The following is a 15,606-nucleotide window of genomic DNA, read 5'->3' as shown; positions in this document are numbered from 1 at the left end:
GTAGGCGAAGGCGACATTTCAGCCCTCGGATGCGGATTAACCGGTTCGTGTTCCTCAACCTTCCAGTGCTACAGCCTCGGGAACCATCTCGGCGTAACGGCTTCGCCTCAATTCCCTTTACCTGCGGGCTACGTCACCCTGCCAGTTGACGACAGGTCACCGCCGCTTGGGCTCATGCCCCTCACAGCAGGGGGCACGGCATTCTTCAAATCCTCCTTTCTCAATGCATTCCAGTCATATGCACCCCGGACCATCCGGGACGAGGCGCACCGTAGGTGAAGTCCGACACCCACAGCATGTTCGGCCGCGGCGCCCGGAACTGCCGATTGACGCGATCGAGCGGGCAGATGGCTGTCTTGTCAGCGATCGTTGTGCGCACCCGCTTGCCGCGGATCACCCCTTGCAAACCCATTTTCCGCATCAGCCGGGCGACCGTGCATCGGGCCACCTCGAAGCCCTCCCGCTGCATCTGCCGCCAGATCTTGCGCACGCCATAGACCTGGAAGTTGTCATCGAAAACCCTGCGGATCTCGCTCATCAGCTGAGCATCCCTCTTGACCCGTGCAGGTGCCGTCTCCGGGTTCTCGCGGCGGCGCGCATGGGCGTGATAGGTCGACGGGGCAATCGCCAGTACGCGGCAGATCGGCTCGACCCCGTGCTCATCGCGGTACGCATCGACAAAGCGGATCATGGCTTCCATCGGCGGTCGAGCTCCGCCTGGGCAAAATAAGCGCTGGCCTTGCGCAGGATCTCGTTGGCCTGCCGCAGCTCGCGGTTCTCGCGCTCCAGTGCCTTCATGCGCTCGCGCTCGTCCGTTGTCAGACCGGCTCGCAGGCCCTGGTCGCGCTCTGCCTGTCGCACCCAGGTATGCAACGTCTGCGCCGTGCAGCCGATCTTGACGGCAATCGAGGTAATGGCCGCCCACTGCGACGTGTGCTCGGGCGCGTGCTCAAACACCATCCGTACGGCGCGCTCACGCACCTCAGGCGAAAACTTACGGGACGTCTTGTGATTCTCCATGGCTCCAATCTCTCAAGATCTGGAGCCTCCGACAAACCCGGAGCGGTTCATAGTCCGGTCATCTGGTTTGCAGCTCGCGCTTTGGGATTGTGTCTGCCTGGTCACGCAGCTCGATTAGGGATTTCAAGCGTAGCAGCAAGGCCAGTAGGTTTCCGATTATGAAGCGTGAGCCTGCCGCCGATGCGGGCCATGGCGACCTTCGCAATCGCCAAACCGAGGCCACTTCCGGTTGCTGATTTGTGGCGGCCACGGACGAATTTAGCGGTTACTAATTCCAGTTCCGGCTCGGGAATACCTGGGCCATCGTCTTCGATGACGACCCGGACCTCCTTCCCCAGGTCGAGCACCTGGCACGTCACCACGTCATTCGCGTGGTCCAGTGCGTTCTCGAGCAGATTGCGGAGCGCGAGAACGAAAAAGTGCGGTTCGACTTTGGCCCGCACGTCCTGTTCCGAGCTCTCGAGTTTTATCGGAATACCTCGCGCGGATGCCAAGGGAAGCAAATCCGCGACCACGGAGCTCACAAGATGGTTCATACTTTCATACGAATGGCATGGTCGCGCATCGCTCGCCTCGAGTGCTGCCATATCCAGCAGCTGTTTGACCAACCGGCTCGTCCGGTCAACACCGGCCGCAATCTGCCGGAGTGCATTGGCGTGAACAGCCCCATCCGTGCTCGACAGCGCGACTTGAGCCTGGGTCTTGAGGCCCGCAAGCGGCGTTTTCAATTCGTGCGCTGCAAAGGCCGTAAAACTCCGTTCCCGTTCACGAGCCGCCTCCACCCGTCCGAAAAGGTCGTTGATTGCCTCAATAGCCGGAGCGATTTCCTTGGGAATTCCGGCACTCGGTAAAGGCGTGAGCTCGTTCGCCGATCGTTGCGAGAGCGCGCGCGCCATATCGCTCAGTGGCATGAGCCCGCGGCTGACACTCAGCCAAATCATCCCGACGAGAAAAGGTATGGCCAGGGCCGCCGAATGTACCATCCCCTTCACGACATCGCCGACGAGCCGCTCGCGCATCCGCAGATTATCGCCCACCATGACACGAACGCCGAGCTCAGCATTTTCAATTGTGAAAACACGCCAAGTCTCGCCATCAACGATGTCTTCCGAAAAGCCCTGCATCGCATTCGTCAGCGGCAGCTCGGGGGCACTTTCGGATCGAGCAACGAGCGTCCCATCGAGCGACCAAATCTGGCAGGAGAGTTGCCGCTCATAAGCCTTCGCTGCGGCAAGATTTGCTAGGGTGGTCAACGTGGCGACATTCCCCTGAGAAGCTATCTCGATCCGGTGATCTGCCAGCAGCGAGTTCACCATGCGCGCTGCTTCGGTCAGACGTGCATCGAGCACTCGCTCCACCTCGGCCTGCGTGCTCGTGTAGATCCAAGCGATGGCCGCAAGCCACACGAACAACGTGGTACCGATGAGAATTCCGAGGAGCCGGCTACGAATGGAATTCACGCGCCTCCCTCCGCAAGTCTATAACCCAGCCCACGGACCGTCTTGATGAAATCCTGTCCCAGCTTGGCCCGCAGATGATGGATATGAACCTCGACCGCGTTGCTTTCGACCTCCTCCTGCCAACCGTATAGCGCCTCCTCCAGGGCCGCCTTCGAGACAGTGGCCGCGGGGCGTTCCATGAGGGCGCGAAGCGCGGCGAATTCGCGCCGCGTGAGCTTCAGGGGTACACCGTCTCTCGTTGCCGTCAGAGACGCTGGATCGAGCACCACACCCCGCCATTCGAGATGCGCAGTGGCACGCCCGGCGCCGCGGCGAGCAATGGCGCGCAGTCGTGCAGCCAGCTCGTCGAGATCGAATGGTTTGCCGACGTAGTCGTCTGCGCCGGCGTCGAGACCCGCAATGCGTTCCGGCACCTGGTCGCGTGCCGTGAGGAGAAGCACTGGCGTGCCGTCTTTGGCATCGCGGAGTTCTTTCAGGAGATCGAACCCCGAACCGTCGGGAAGCATGACGTCGAGCACGATGCCATCATATCGCTGCGCGCGAACAGCGGCGCGGCCGTCCTCGCAGTTAGCGACGGCATCTACCGTAAACCCCTTGAGCCCAAGCCCGACGGCTAACCCGTCGAGCAACAGGGGATCGTCTTCTACAACCAATATCCGCATGGTGTGTCATTCCGTACGCACCTCGCGGGTGGCATTCGGGGCTTAAGGCTGCCTTAAGCTCCCAGCGACACCTCCACCTCCAGGCACCGCGCGTCCGCGTAGAACGCCTAACGTGCAATCGGAGGTGGAGAGGATGAGATTAGTCATTCTCAGCCTGGTGTTTCTTGGCATCTTTGCCGCACCTGTCACAGCAGATCCGCTGTCCGCCGATGAGGCCTTCCAGCTTCAAGTCTCGAAGATCGCTGACGGAGGCGTGCGCTTCGATTGGACGATCGCCGATGGCTATTACCTTTATCGCGCGCGCATCAGTGCAAGAAGCGCCGATGGATCGGAGCGCAAAGTCGAAACACCACAGGGGATCGCCAAAGAGGATCCCATCTTTGGAGTAACGGAGGTCTATTACGAGCGGGCCACTGCCACGGTTCCTGGCGCCTCCAATCAACCGATCGAGATCACATATCAGGGCTGCCAGGAGAACGGCATATGCTACGTGCCGCAGACGAAGCGCATCGATCCCCTGACGCTCGCGGTCTCGAGCCACACTGATACCTCCGCCAACGTTCCAAGCCCTGATGCCGCCGCCTCCGCTGGGGCACCGGAGGAACCCGCGACGGGATTCAGCCTCGCTCAAGAAGAGGGGCTCGTTCGATCGCTGCTCCGTAAGGGAGGTCCGCTGCTGGTCGTCCTCAGCTTCTTGGGCTTCGGGATGCTCATTGCATTCACCCCCTGCGTCTTCCCGATTTATCCCATTCTTGCCGGCACGCTGGCACGCGAAGGAGACCGGCTGACCGCCCGCCGGGGCTTCTTTTTGTCCGCAATCTACGTCCTTTCCTTTGCTTCAGCCTTCTCACTGCTCGGAGCATTCGCAGGCTGGTCCGGCCAGAACCTGCAGATGGTCTTGCAGTCACCATTTACGACAGGCGCCGTTTCCATCGTTTTCGTTCTGCTGGCGCTGGCAATGTTCGGGCTTTTTGAGCTGCAGCTACCTGCCGGCTGGGTCAATTGGATTGCCGCAAGAACCGGGAGACTTGAAATATCGAAGAAGTCGGTGGCCGTTCTGGGGTTCTCCTCGGCATTCATCGTCGGCCCCTGCGTGACCGCTCCACTCGCCGGTGCGCTTCTCCATATCGCACAGTCAGGAGATATGCTCCTCGGAGCCGCGGCCCTTTTTGCCCTGGGAATAGGGAAGGGCATTCCGCTTATAGTGGTCGGAACGATGGGCGCGAGCATTTTGCCGCGAGCTGGCGCCTGGATGGAATACGTAAAGGCTATTTTCGGCATCGGCTTTCTCGCCACTGCAATCTGGATATCGGCGCCGCTCTTGCCTGCAGGCTTAGATCTCGTTCTCTGGGCCGCACTTTTGATCGGTACAGGAACATGGGCCTTCAGCGCTGCTAGGGGCAACAGTGGACTCCCCATACTGGCTCGAACTGCTGGGCTCATGGCGGTCATCTACGGAACTATTCTGATCATCGGAGCCGCGATAGGATCGACAGATCCGTGGCAGCCCCTCGCCACACTCGCAAACTCTTCTCGATCGAGCAAAAATACCGAACTGCAGTTTGCGAGCATCGCATCAGCCTCCGAGCTGCAAAACGAGCTCCGCTCCGCGAGCGGCCAAAAGCCAACCTTGGTTTATTTCACAGCGGATTGGTGCATCACCTGTCGTACCATTGAGCGATCCATTCTCACTCAGGACGGGGTCAAACAAAGTCTCGAAGGTCTCCACCTTGTAAAGGCAGACCTTTCTACTCTGCGTAAAGAGAGCACCGAGCTAATGCAGCAGCTCCGCGTCGCCGGTCCACCGACGATGATATTTTTCGATCGCCACGCCCGGGAAGTCGCAGGAACCCGCCTCGTTGGTGAGGTGACGGCCGAACTCCTGTCCAAGTCGGCGGCGATGGTCCGGAGTTTCTGAAATGGCCGCTGTTTCGTTCGGACCGCTCGTCCTGGCAGCAGATCGGTTTGCCGTCGTCGCGGGCATTCTCGGCTTTCTGCTCACGTCTGGCTTCCTTGCCCGCCGCGTTGACGAAAGGCTTGAGAATTGGTCCTGGTTCAGCCTCATCAGCGCCGTCGTCACGGCCCGCGCTGGGCACGTCGCAACTCATTGGCCCCAATTCGCAGATGGTCCGTTCCGCGCACTTGCGTTATGGCAGGGCGGTTTCAATTGGATCGCCGGCGCGCTTACGATTGCGGTCAGCCTCTCATTTGGACTGAAATCGACCCGGCAGCGTCTCTGGGCGCTTGCGCCGATAGCTGTAGGCTTGATCGCCTGGATCATCACGGCGCAGCTTGTCGGGTCCACTCGCGAAATTACCCTTCCCGAAAGAGATTTTACCACGCTGGAAGGCACACAGTACGCACTCAGACCAACGGGCGACAAGCCCGTCGTAATAAATCTATGGGCCTCCTGGTGTCCCCCGTGCCGGCGAGAGATGCCGACGTTGGCAAGGGTTTCTGCAGCATCTGATGAGGTTGTGTTTCTGTTCGTCAATCAGTCCGAACCTCCTGAGACCATCGAACGATATCTGGCGGAAGCCGGGCTTGAGCTTGCTAACGTGCTCCTTGATCCGCTCGGCGACCTCGCTCGCCACTACGGCGCACCCGGCCTTCCGGCAACACTTTTCGTCGACGCAGGCGGAAAGTTGATCCAAGCCCACCTAGGCGAAATATCCCTCGAAACCCTGCAATCCAATCTGAAGAAACTGAGTGTCGAAAGGTAAGGAGGCAAGCTTGTACACACTCGCTGACACGTGCGACGCGTTGAACAAACTCCTGCGCATCATCCTACTTGCCTCTGCGCCGGTCGCCACGTCTGCATGCACCGCAACGACTCAATCCGTAATCGGCGTCGCGGAGGCAAGCCAAGCGAGTCAGAGCGGCGCGCATTCCAACCCATACGGTGAGATCAACGACAATGGGACGATCATACCCGCCGTCGATACTTCAAAAATAGATCCCCGATATCTGCGCCAAATCGTCGATTATCAAACGGATGAGCCCGTTGGGACCATTATCGTCGATCCCCAGAACCGGTTCCTTTATTTGGTAATGGAAGGCGGCAAAGCCATGCGCTACGGAGTTGGCGTCGCCAAAGCCGGACTAGAGTTCGAGGGACAGGCAGACATATTGCGAAAGGCGGCATGGCCCGGCTGGGTCCCGACACCCGATATGATCAAGCGCGAGCCGGAACGCTATGGTCCTTATGCGAAGGGACTCGACGGAGGTCTCCATAATCCACTCGGCGCTCGCGCGCTTTATTTGTACAAAGACGGCAAGGACACGCTCTATCGCATTCATGGGACAAACGAACCCTGGTCCATCGGCAAACCAGTGTCGTCCGGCTGCATTCGCCTCCTGAACCACGACATCATCGATCTCTACAACCGCATTCCCAAAGGGGCGCGTGTGGTCGTGCTCGGGGCAAACCAGAAGGGAGAAAGCTGAAATGCTCAACCGCAGGCAATTCTTTGCGACGTTAATTTTTGCGAAAACTGGCGCATCAGCATCGATTCTCAGGGCAACGCCGTTGCGCGCCCAAGGCTATCCGACCGAGAAGGATGTCTATTTCGATCCTGACATCCCTGCCCTGGGCAATCCGAAGGGTGATGTCACCATTGCTGAGTTCTTCGACTATCAATGTCCGTATTGTAAGAGAAATCACCCGGAGCTGATGAAAGTCATCGAGAGTGACGGCAGAATCAGGCTCGTCATGAAAGATTTTCCAATATTCGGAGACCCATCGATCTACGCTGCCAACCTCGTTCTCGCATCCGCCGCCGCCGGCAAATACGCCGCGGCGCTCGAAGCGCTCATGAACACGCCCGCGAGGTTAAGCCGGCAAGATGTCGATGCGACTCTGAAAAAGGTTGGACTTGATCCGACTGAGTTGCATGCGGCCTATAAGAAGAACAGTCGCCAGATCGATGCAATCATCGTTCGCAATATAGCCCAGGCGAATGCCTTCAATCTTCAAGGAACTCCAGCTTTTGTCATCGGCCGGAAAATATATCCTGGCTACATGAACGAGAAAGCGCTCAAGGAAGCGGTTGCAGAAGCTAGAAATGCTTGAGCCTCTCCTCGGTTCACTCGGCCCCGTAAGGCGCCGAGTGTTCTCGCAATGCGCAGATATCTCGCGGAATTCCACTTCTGCTACAACAACAGGTCGGCGCTGGGAATTGCAGACAAGGAGCGCACCACCAAGGCGGTTATCACGGCAAGCGCCTGACCTATCGGCGTCTTACCAAACCGCTCGATACGAAGAACAGGAGGCTCTTTTGATCGTTTTCGGGAATGCAGCTGAGCTGGCGCCTCCGCAGATCTTTGCGCGTCACTGATCGGCATTCGGAACGTCCGCTGTTGCAGGCTTCTCCCCGCCTCGTAAGACCACGTAGATCGCGGGGATGACAAGGACCGTCAGCGCCGTCGATGAAGCGAGGCCGAAGAGTAGCGAGATGGCGAGTCCCTGGAATATCGGGTCGGCAAGGATCACCGCAGCGCCAATCATGGCGGCCAGGGCAGTGAGCAGGATCGGTTTGAAGCGGATTGCGCCCGCTTCGAGCAGTACGTCGATTAGCGGGCGGCCCGGTTTGCGCGCATGCCGGATGAAGTCGACGAGCAAGATCGAGTTGCGCACGATGATGCCGGCAAGTGCAATGAAGCCTATCATCGAGGTCGCCGTGAACGGCGCCGCGAACAGCCAGTGACCTAGCATGATACCGATTAGCGTGAGCGGGATCGGCGTCAGGATCACCAGCGGGAGCTTGAACGAGCGGAACTGGGCGACGACCAGAATGTAGATGCCGAGGATCGCAACGATGAAGGCGCCGCCCATGTCGCGAAACGTCACCCAAGTGACCTCCCATTCACCGTCCCAGAGCAGCGTTGGGGTACTTTCGTCATCGGGTTGGCCATGGAGCGCGATTGCCGGCTTTGGCACGTCGCCCCAGTCCGCCTTCTCGATTGCCTCGGCCACGGCCAGCATACCGTAGATCGGCGCCTCGAACGCACCGGCCAGTTCGCCTGTGACCATCTCCGCGGCTCGGCCGTTGTGGCGGAAGATCGGAAAGGACGCGCGCTCGTTCTGAACGCTTACGACATCACCAAGCTCAACGACGCTACGCTCACCAGGCAGAGCATTGGCGGGCACAGGTGTTGCCAGTGTCCGTTCGCTCACCACTTTTTCGTTCGTTGCGGGTGCAAGACGAATCGGGATGGGATGGCGACCGCCGCCCCGGTGAGAGTAACCGACAACGGGGCCGGCGTAGAGCGCGCGCACCGTATCGTAGACGTCCGACTGCTCGACGCGATGATACTCGAGGTTGTCTTGATTAATAGCGAGCCGCACGCGCTGAGCCTGGACGCCGAAGGAGTCGTCTACATCAACTATGAAAGGAACGCTTTCGAAAGCTTCGCGCACCTTGGTGGCGACCGCACGCCGGGTTTCCGGATCAGGTCCGTAAATCTCCGCCAGCAGCGTCGCGAGCACCGGGGGCCCCGGCGGTGGTTCGACCACTTTCACGGCGGTGCCTGTGGGCAGATCGAGGCCTTTGAGGCGCTCGCGCACATCGAGCGCGATCTCATGGCTCGTGCGGGCGCGGTCGTGCTTCGAGACCAGATTGACCTGCACATCGCCAAGCTCCGGCGACGATCGGATGTAGTAATGGCGCACAAGGCCGTTGAAATTGAATGGTGCCGCCGTACCTGCGTAGGTCTGAAACGAGGCGACCTCGGGCACTTCCGACAAACGCTGGACGATGGCTCCGAGCGCGCGGTCCGTCTCTTCGACCGAGGCTCCTTCCGGCAGATCGACGACGATCTGCAACTCGGTCTTGTTATCGAAGGGCAGGAGCTTGACCGTGACGTGCTTCGTGTAGAGCAGCGCCATTGATCCGAATGTTGCAAGGGCGACGATGGCAAGAAAGACCCATGACCGCCACCGCTTCACGAGTAGTGGTCGGGCAACTGCCATGTACGCGCGACCCAAGCCGCTGACATGGCTATCGCGATGCGCGTGAGACGGGCCGCCGTTCCCTGGTCCGCTGAACTTCATCATGAGCCACGGGGTCAGCATCACGGCGACGAAAAACGAAAACAGCATCGCTGCCGAGGCGTTGGTGGGGATGGGCGCCATGTAGGGCCCCATCATTCCGGAGACGAAAAGCATCGGCAGTAGCGCGGCGATGACCGTCAGTGTCGCAACGATCGTCGGGTTGCCGACTTCCGCCACGGCCTCGACGGCTGCTTGGCTGCGCGGGCGTCCGTCCTGCATCGCCCAATGCCGTGCCACGTTCTCGATGACCACGATGGCGTCGTCGACGAGAATGCCGATGGAAAAGATTAGCGCGAACAGGCTCACCCGATTGATGGTGTAGCCCATGATGTGCGAGGCGAAGAGTGTGAGCAGGATCGTGGTCGGAATGACGACGAGCGTCACGAGCGCTTCGCGCCAGCCAATTGCGAACCAGATCAGGAGAACAATTGAGACGGTCGCCAGTCCGAGGTGGAACAGCAGCTCGTTTGCCTTCTCGTTCGCAGTTTCCCCGTAATTGCGCGTAATCGACATCTCCACGTCGGCAGGGAAGATGCTTCCGCGGACCTGCTCGAGCCGTTCAATGATCTTATCTGCTATGACGACCGCGTTGGTGCCGGGACGCTTTGCGATGGCGAGTGAAACCGCCGGCACGCGTTCGAGACCATCTTTGGTCTTTCGGTATTCGCTCACGCGCGTTTCGTTGGGGTCGGTCGCGAGGACGACATCTGCCACGTCGCGCACGTACACGGGCCGCCCATCGCGGGCTGTGAGCAAGAGATTGCCGATCTCGGTCAGGTGCTGGAGCGTCTGCCCTGCGACCAGCGTTCGCTGCTCGTTGGCCTGGCGCACGCGTCCGACTTGGAAGGAGCGATTGGCGCCCTCGATCTTGCCCGCCAGCTGCTGGAGCGTGATGCCGTAAAGGGAAAGCTTTTCCGGATCGGGCTCGATCCGGATCTCCTCTGGCTGCTGGCCGACGATGTAGGTGAGACCGATGTCAGGAAGCTTTGCCACTTCGACCTGCAGCTCGCGCGCAAGACGGGTCAGCCCATTCGCGGTCCAGCGGGAAGCAGCTTCCGTGGTCGAGCTGAGCGTGACGACGACAATGGCCACATCGTCGATGCCGCGCCCGACGATCAGAGGCTCGGGAATGCCGACGGGGATGCGGTCCATGTTGGCGCGGATCTTCTCGTGCACCCGCAGGATCGCGGCATCCGAGCTGGTGCCGACGAGGAAGCGCGCCGTCACCATGACCGAGTCGTCGTGGGTCTGCGAGTAGACGTGCTCCACGCCGTCGATGCTTTTGATGATGGTCTCGAGCGGCTCCGTGACGAGTTTGACGGCGTCCTCCGCCTTGAGGCCGTTGGTCTCGACGCGCACGTCGACCATCGGTACGGATATCTGCGGCTCCTCTTCGCGCGGAAGCGCCACAAGCGCGATGAGGCCGAGCGCGAACGAGGCGAGCAGCAAAAGCGGCGTCAGCGGCGAGCTGATGAAGGCCCGCGTGAGGAGGCCGGCAAGCCCGAGTCTCATGGCAGGATCACTCGGTCACCGTCGCGGAGGCCTGTCATCACCTCGACCAGAGGCTCTTCTTCGCTGTCGGAGAACGTCTCCCCCAAGATGACCGGCACGTCCTGTTCCCCTTGTGCAATCGCAATGCGGATGTAGTCGATGCCTTGGCGTGTGCGCACCGCGGCTGTCGGGACTGCGATCACCTTGCGCTTGCCGACGGGTATCCAGACGAGCGTGCGCTCATTGACAAAGTAGTCGCCAATCCCGCTCACCTCGACGTCGGCGATGACACGTCCGCTCGCAATTTCCGGATAGACTTTGGCGATGCGCCCTTCGCGAGCTGTCTCGACGCTCCCGCTCTTGGTGGGCGACAATCCGCGCTGGCCGATGGTGACGGTCGCGCCCTCGACGATCTCGGCGGCATGGCGTTCCGGCAGAGACAGCCGCAGGTAATAGCGTCCGGTTGCGATGCGTGCGATCTCTTCGCCGGGCAATAGCACCGTGCCCTCCGTTACTGGAACGGTCAGCACGCGGCCAGTGGCCGGGGCTAACACCTCGCCCTCGCGCGCGCGTTGCTCAATGACGGATTTGTCCGCCTCGGCGGCCGCCATTTGGTTCACGATGACATCGAACTGGGTCTTAGCCTGGTCGAATCGGCTCTGGGCGGTTACGCCCCGCTGAAGAAGCTGTTGGGCGCGCTCGAGCTCAATTCGAGCATTCTTGAGTTGCGACTTCAGCGCGTCGATCTTCGCCTGAGCGGCAGCGAGCTCGAGCGCGATCTTGTCATCGACGATGACGGCGACGACTTGACCCTCTTTCACTTCGCTGCCTTCACTGATCCGGATTTCGCGAACTGTCCCACCAATGCGTGCGCGCGCCGGCACGACCGTGCGGCTTTGCACTTGTCCGAATACCGCCTTGGTTTCCGGGATGATAACTGCCCTGGCGCGGACCTCGGCCGCTCCGCTCGCGGTAGGCTGGGCCGCACCGATCAGATAGAGCCCGGCGAGCAACACATTGATGTGTCGCATGGCAGCTTGTTTCAGTTGAATGCGGGACCCGGCTTCAAGCCAAGCCTCTTGAACAGCATGGCGGCGGGACAAAAGCCGGTCAGCGAGGCTTGAATTAAGTTCAAGCCGACGAAGGCCGCGAGTAGGTACCAGTACGGCGAAACATAGAAGCCAAGCGCCAGCGAGATCAGCACCATGAACCCGGCGAACAGCATGACGGCACGATCGATAGACATTTCACCATTCCTCTTCGGCAGGGATATATCTCCTGTTGCCGGCGGACTTTGCTGCGGCGCAAAGATCACCGACCTCGAACCAGCCTCTTGTAGCTAACATTCAAAAGTCATAATTTCAAGATCATGAATGTTTCCGAGATGATACCAGCAGCCAGCCGTGCTGCAGAGCTCATGCGGAGCCTGTCCCACCCGCAACGGCTGCTCGTTCTGTGTGCGCTCGGTCGCGAGGAGAAGTCTGTCGCCGAACTGCGCCAGCAACTTGGGATCGATCAGGTGCCCATGTCCCAGCAGCTAATGCGCCTGCGCGCGGACGGCCTCGTGGAAGCACGCCGGGAGGGGACGACAGTCTACTACCGCATCACGCGCCCGGAAGTGCTTTCGGTCGTGGAGGCGTTGCACGCGGCGTTCTGCAAGCCCGCACAGGGCACGTCACGCTGAGCCACCTCGCGGCGACTGGGAGGAGCCGGAGTAGCGGCTGGTCATGCCCGGGGAGCAAAGTTATCCCCGCATTCCGGAGCTGCATCATGCTCGCCCCGTCAGAATTCGTCAGGAGACCGCGGGCATGTTCGAAACGCCGAACCTGAAGCTTCCCTATATCGCTCCTGCGCGGGCGCAGAAGCATGTGACACATAACGAGGCGATCCGGCGCGCTCGAAGAGGCTGGCCGAACTTGATGAGCGCGTCTAGGAGCTCGTCTATCCTCTTGAACTGCCGAAGAAGGATGCCTTCCCTCTAGCGGTGGAGGCACTTGCTCGGCTAGCGGCCTTCGTTCAGGGATGGCGGGCAGCCTTCTCTGCATGCGATGATCCCGACCGATGGCTCGGTGGCGCGCAAGAGGAGATCGCGAACTACCGAAAGAAGCTCGGGATCAGCAGCCATCAGCTCAAGGCCAGCATCGATCCCAGCATGATCGCGCCTGAAGACTGGTATTTTTACGCGTGAGATGACCAGCGTATTGGCTGATGATTGGTTCGCGATCGAGCTAACGAGAACTTGGTGGCTCTGGCCTGCTGCCGGTTTCGTGGACACCGAGATAAGGTGTTTAACGGAACTGGAGAGTTGGAATGCAGAGAAGGAAGTTCAGCCGCGAGTTCAAGCTTGAGGCGGTGAAGCTGGTGAAGGATCGAGGCGTTGCGGTAGCGCAAGCAGCCCGCGACCTCGACATCCACGAGAATGTGCTGCGCAAATGGGTGCGCGAGCTATCAACGGATCCGCAACATGCGTTTCCCGGCCATGGTCAGCTGAAGCCGGAGCAGCAGGAGATTGACCGGCTGCGCAAGGAAGTGGCCAAGCTGAGGGCGGAGCGCGACATCCTAAAAAAGGCCGCAGCCTACTTCGCGAGGGAAGCGATATGAGGTTCGCTTTCATCGCGAGGCACCGGAACATCTGGCCGGTGGCATGGCTGTGCGACGCGCTGGATGTCTCCCGCTCGGGGTTCCATGCCTGGCTCAACCGCAGCCCCAGCGCTCGCTCGCGGCACGACGAGGTGTTGGTGACGGCGATCGATCGGAGCTTCAAGAGCAGCGACCGAACCTATGGTGCTCGCCGCGTCTGGCATGACGTGCTGGCCGAGGGCCTGTCCTGCGGTTTGCATCGCGTCGAGCGCCTCATGCGGGAGAACGGGCTGCGTGCCCGGCCTCGGCGTCGTGGGCTGCCGAAAGACACCGGCGAGCGAGCGGTGGTGTCGGACAACATCCTCGACCGCGCTTTCGAAGCCTCGGCCCCGAACCAGAAGTGGATCGCCGACTTCACCTATATCTGGACCGCCGAAGGTTGGCTCTACGTTGCCGCCGTCGTCGACCTGTTCTCCAGGCGCGTCGTCGGATGGGCGATGAAGGCCGAGATGACGGCACAGCTCGTCACCGACGCTCTCATCATGGCGATCTGGAGGAGAGGCAAGCCCGACAGCCTGTTGCACCACAGCGATCAGGGCAGCCAGTATACGAGCGAGCAGTTCCAGCGGCTGATGGCCGATCACGGCATCACCTGCTCGATGAGCCGGTCAGGCAACGTCTGGGACAATGCTGCGATGGAGAGCTTCTTCTCGTCGCTGAAGACCGAGCGGACAGCCCGCAAGGTCTACAGGACGAGGGATGACGCCAGGGCTGATGTGTTCGATTACATCGAGCGCTTCTACAATCCCCGGCGACGGCACTCGACATTGGGCTATATGAGCCCCGTCGAGTTCGAGGAGAAAGCTATGTTAGCTTAACCTCGTGTCCGAAAAACCGGCAGCAGGCCACTCAGGTTCAGGGGCGCGTGGCTTTGCTCGAAACCGCGGGGCCTGCTCACTTAGCGAACGAGACAACAAAAGCGCTCGAGAAGCGAAGTGCAGCATTGAAGAAGTTGATTGGATAAGGTCGTGTCGCGAGCCGTGGCTTGGGACGAGTGCAACGCTGCGTTGCCGAGGCGTTTGAAGCACAGCCAAACAGAAGGTTTACAGTCGAGGAGTTGGCGAAACTCGCCTTTCCAGGTGAAACAATCCAGCGTAAGCACAGGGAAGCTGTCCGGCGGGCACTAAGGAGGCTTGAGCCGGAACTTGGTCTCCAAAAATACCGCGCTGGCGTGTTGCGAGTGTCAGGTTGGCGGTACGTTATTGGACGAAAAGATGTTTAAGTGTTGTTTCCCGTGACATTGCTTGCACGAGAGCAGCGGGTGCCCAATTCAGCTCGCCGATCACGCTGCGTCGGCACCACTCCAGAGGCCGCGATAGGCTCCAATTGCTGACCTAAGCAGCGCGTTCAGGTCACCATCAGTGCCGACTTCGTTGGTTCGCTGCTGTCGCTCGAAGAGGGGACGCCGGTGTATTCCTTGGTGCGGACATCACCAAGCAGTCGGATGTGGATCTTGGCGGCACGTACACGCTCCAGAGTTATTCGAACCGCTCGTCGATCGTACTCTGTCTCCTGCTGCCGCTCGGAGGCAATCTCTCGCGCAAGTTGGGCCTTCGCATCGGCCACATACGCCATCAGTTCGCCAGAGCTGTCTGGAAGGTTGTCCAGCAGTCTAGCATTCTCTTCCATGAGCGCAGCTCGCGAGCCGCTCCAGCTCTGCGGCCGAAACCGCGCGACGAATTCCGTAAGCACGCTGTTGGGATCGGGCGCATTGGCGAGGAGTGCTCTCGCCTGTTCCGACCAGACCTGACTACCGGTTTCTTTGGCACGGTGCGCGAACCTGATGATCGCTGCTGCAAGCGGGTAGCGCACATCTCGGTCCTGATCGCACCATGTGAGAAGCGCTGGGATCGATATGGCGTCCGTGCGGCTGGAGCCAAACCCATGCAACCGGTCGAGAACAGCCACACTTGAGCGTTGGGTTCTCTCGCCCACCAGGCAACAGCACATCCAGGAGTTCCGGCTCTTGCTGCGGTTGTTCCGATCTGTCCGAGAAAAGGCGCATATGGAGAACATCGAAGGCGACTTCGAGGCCACCTGGCTGATCGGCAATGGGCATTAGCAGGTGCCTCAGACCAGCGCCCGCCAAGTTATCTGTCGCTTGCCCCAGCGCCAAGTTCCGATAAATCCACGTCGGCACCTTACCCGACTTGAGGCCTCAGTCGGTCGAGCGACAGGTTCTCCAGCTCTTCGTTTGGACTGAGACTGAACCGCGCCGGGTTTGCCGGAGGCTGATTTGGTTTAGTTACGCGGCCATGGCTTCAGTTTCCAGAGCCGCGTA

General features: G+C 60.2%; 13 protein-coding genes, 2 pseudogenes and 1 other annotated feature. Of the genes and pseudogenes, 8 read left to right on the top strand and 7 right to left on the bottom strand.

Features of this window, described 5'->3' with window-relative positions; all coding sequences use genetic code 11:
* Positions 1-250: 250 nt before the first annotated feature.
* The 3 genes and pseudogenes from NYR54_RS18505 to NYR54_RS18495 form a co-directional block, all read right to left on the bottom strand.
* A pseudogene (locus tag NYR54_RS18505) lies at positions 251-1,020 on the bottom strand (IS3 family transposase); the annotation flags it as partial.
* Positions 617-733: a sequence feature (AL1L pseudoknot), on the bottom strand. It overlaps the preceding pseudogene by 117 nt.
* A 101-nt stretch (positions 1,021-1,121) precedes the next feature.
* Positions 1,122-2,480 (bottom strand): ATP-binding protein, encoded by a 1,359-nt coding sequence (locus NYR54_RS18500; protein WP_028035843.1) that lies wholly within the window; start codon positions 2,478-2,480, stop codon positions 1,122-1,124.
* Positions 2,477-3,142 carry a response regulator gene (locus NYR54_RS18495; protein ID WP_028035844.1) on the bottom strand — a complete coding sequence of 222 codons (666 nt, stop codon included), beginning with the start codon at positions 3,140-3,142 and terminating at the stop codon, positions 2,477-2,479. The genes NYR54_RS18500 and NYR54_RS18495 overlap by 4 nt, the downstream gene beginning before the upstream one ends.
* Positions 3,143-3,275: 133 nt before the next feature.
* Here NYR54_RS18495 and dsbD point away from each other — a divergent pair, with 133 nt between their 5' ends.
* From dsbD to NYR54_RS18475, 4 genes are read left to right on the top strand one after another with little or no spacing between them, the layout of a single operon-like run.
* The gene (gene dsbD, locus NYR54_RS18490; protein WP_261517186.1) at positions 3,276-5,060 is read left to right on the top strand and encodes a protein-disulfide reductase DsbD; all 1,785 of its coding nucleotides are present in this window, start codon (positions 3,276-3,278) and stop codon (positions 5,058-5,060) included.
* A 1-nt stretch (position 5,061) separates the two neighbouring features.
* Positions 5,062-5,865 (top strand): TlpA disulfide reductase family protein, encoded by an 804-nt coding sequence (locus tag NYR54_RS18485; protein ID WP_261517185.1) that lies wholly within the window; start codon positions 5,062-5,064, stop codon positions 5,863-5,865.
* 10 nt (positions 5,866-5,875) lie between these two features.
* The gene (locus tag NYR54_RS18480; RefSeq protein ID WP_261517184.1) at positions 5,876-6,589 is read left to right on the top strand and encodes a L,D-transpeptidase; all 714 of its coding nucleotides are present in this window, start codon (positions 5,876-5,878) and stop codon (positions 6,587-6,589) included.
* Position 6,590: 1 nt separating this feature from the next.
* Positions 6,591-7,214, top strand: a complete 624-nt coding sequence (locus NYR54_RS18475) for a DsbA family protein (RefSeq protein ID WP_028035848.1) — start codon at positions 6,591-6,593, stop codon at positions 7,212-7,214.
* A gap of 258 nt (positions 7,215-7,472) precedes the next feature.
* On the opposite strand, the gene NYR54_RS18470 is transcribed toward NYR54_RS18475, so the two are convergent.
* Genes NYR54_RS18470 through NYR54_RS18460 form a run of 3 tightly spaced genes read right to left on the bottom strand, consistent with a single transcriptional unit; the run spans position 7,473 to position 11,931 of the window.
* Positions 7,473-10,706 (bottom strand): efflux RND transporter permease subunit, encoded by a 3,234-nt coding sequence (locus NYR54_RS18470; RefSeq protein WP_261517182.1) that lies wholly within the window; start codon positions 10,704-10,706, stop codon positions 7,473-7,475.
* Positions 10,703-11,716 (bottom strand): efflux RND transporter periplasmic adaptor subunit, encoded by a 1,014-nt coding sequence (locus NYR54_RS18465; RefSeq protein ID WP_028035850.1) that lies wholly within the window; start codon positions 11,714-11,716, stop codon positions 10,703-10,705. Before NYR54_RS18465 ends, NYR54_RS18470 begins: the two co-directional genes overlap by 4 nt.
* Before the next feature lie 11 nt (positions 11,717-11,727).
* Positions 11,728-11,931 carry a YgaP family membrane protein gene (locus NYR54_RS18460; protein ID WP_028035851.1) on the bottom strand — a complete coding sequence of 68 codons (204 nt, stop codon included), beginning with the start codon at positions 11,929-11,931 and terminating at the stop codon, positions 11,728-11,730.
* Positions 11,932-12,102: 171 nt separating this feature from the next.
* Between NYR54_RS18460 and NYR54_RS18455 the strand changes: the two genes are divergently transcribed.
* From NYR54_RS18455 to NYR54_RS18440, 4 genes and pseudogenes are all read left to right on the top strand, one after another.
* On the top strand, positions 12,103-12,369 hold the full coding sequence (locus NYR54_RS18455) for an ArsR/SmtB family transcription factor (protein WP_244650303.1): 267 nt from the start codon (positions 12,103-12,105) through the stop codon (positions 12,367-12,369).
* 124 nt (positions 12,370-12,493) lie between these two features.
* Positions 12,494-12,577: pseudogene (locus tag NYR54_RS18450) on the top strand (DUF2793 domain-containing protein); the annotation flags it as partial.
* A gap of 92 nt (positions 12,578-12,669) precedes the next feature.
* Entirely contained in the window at positions 12,670-12,873 is a 204-nt protein-coding gene (locus NYR54_RS18445; RefSeq protein WP_261517181.1) for a hypothetical protein, read from the top strand.
* Positions 12,874-12,995: 122 nt separating this feature from the next.
* Positions 12,996-14,143, top strand: a protein-coding gene (locus NYR54_RS18440) for an IS3 family transposase (protein WP_261517180.1) whose coding sequence is annotated in 2 segments (ribosomal slippage) — positions 12,996-13,245 and positions 13,245-14,143 — 1,149 coding nt in all. Because the reading frame shifts where the segments join, the coding sequence is not laid out codon by codon here.
* Positions 14,144-14,672: 529 nt separating this feature from the next.
* On the opposite strand, the gene NYR54_RS18435 is transcribed toward NYR54_RS18440, so the two are convergent.
* Entirely contained in the window at positions 14,673-15,137 is a 465-nt protein-coding gene (locus tag NYR54_RS18435; RefSeq protein WP_261517179.1) for a hypothetical protein, read from the bottom strand.
* Positions 15,138-15,606 lie beyond the last annotated feature (469 nt).

Source organism: Chelativorans petroleitrophicus (assembly GCF_025398195.1).
GTDB classification, from domain to species: domain Bacteria; phylum Pseudomonadota; class Alphaproteobacteria; order Rhizobiales; family Rhizobiaceae; genus Chelativorans; species Chelativorans petroleitrophicus.
This window is presented reverse-complemented; position numbering and strand designations above follow the sequence as displayed.

Coding starts and splice junctions, on each gene's coding strand:
- NYR54_RS18495 (WP_028035844.1), bottom strand. CDS start 3,142: ATGCGGATATTGGTTGTAGAAGACGATCCCCTGTTGCTCGACGGGTTA.
- NYR54_RS18455 (WP_244650303.1), top strand. CDS start 12,103: ATGCGGAGCCTGTCCCACCCGCAACGGCTGCTCGTTCTGTGTGCGCTC.
- NYR54_RS18485 (WP_261517185.1), top strand. CDS start 5,062: ATGGCCGCTGTTTCGTTCGGACCGCTCGTCCTGGCAGCAGATCGGTTT.
- NYR54_RS18460 (WP_028035851.1), bottom strand. CDS start 11,931: ATGTCTATCGATCGTGCCGTCATGCTGTTCGCCGGGTTCATGGTGCTG.
- NYR54_RS18475 (WP_028035848.1), top strand. CDS start 6,591: ATGCTCAACCGCAGGCAATTCTTTGCGACGTTAATTTTTGCGAAAACT.
- dsbD (WP_261517186.1), top strand. CDS start 3,276: ATGAGATTAGTCATTCTCAGCCTGGTGTTTCTTGGCATCTTTGCCGCA.
- NYR54_RS18465 (WP_028035850.1), bottom strand. CDS start 11,716: ATGCGACACATCAATGTGTTGCTCGCCGGGCTCTATCTGATCGGTGCG.
- NYR54_RS18470 (WP_261517182.1), bottom strand. CDS start 10,706: ATGAGACTCGGGCTTGCCGGCCTCCTCACGCGGGCCTTCATCAGCTCG.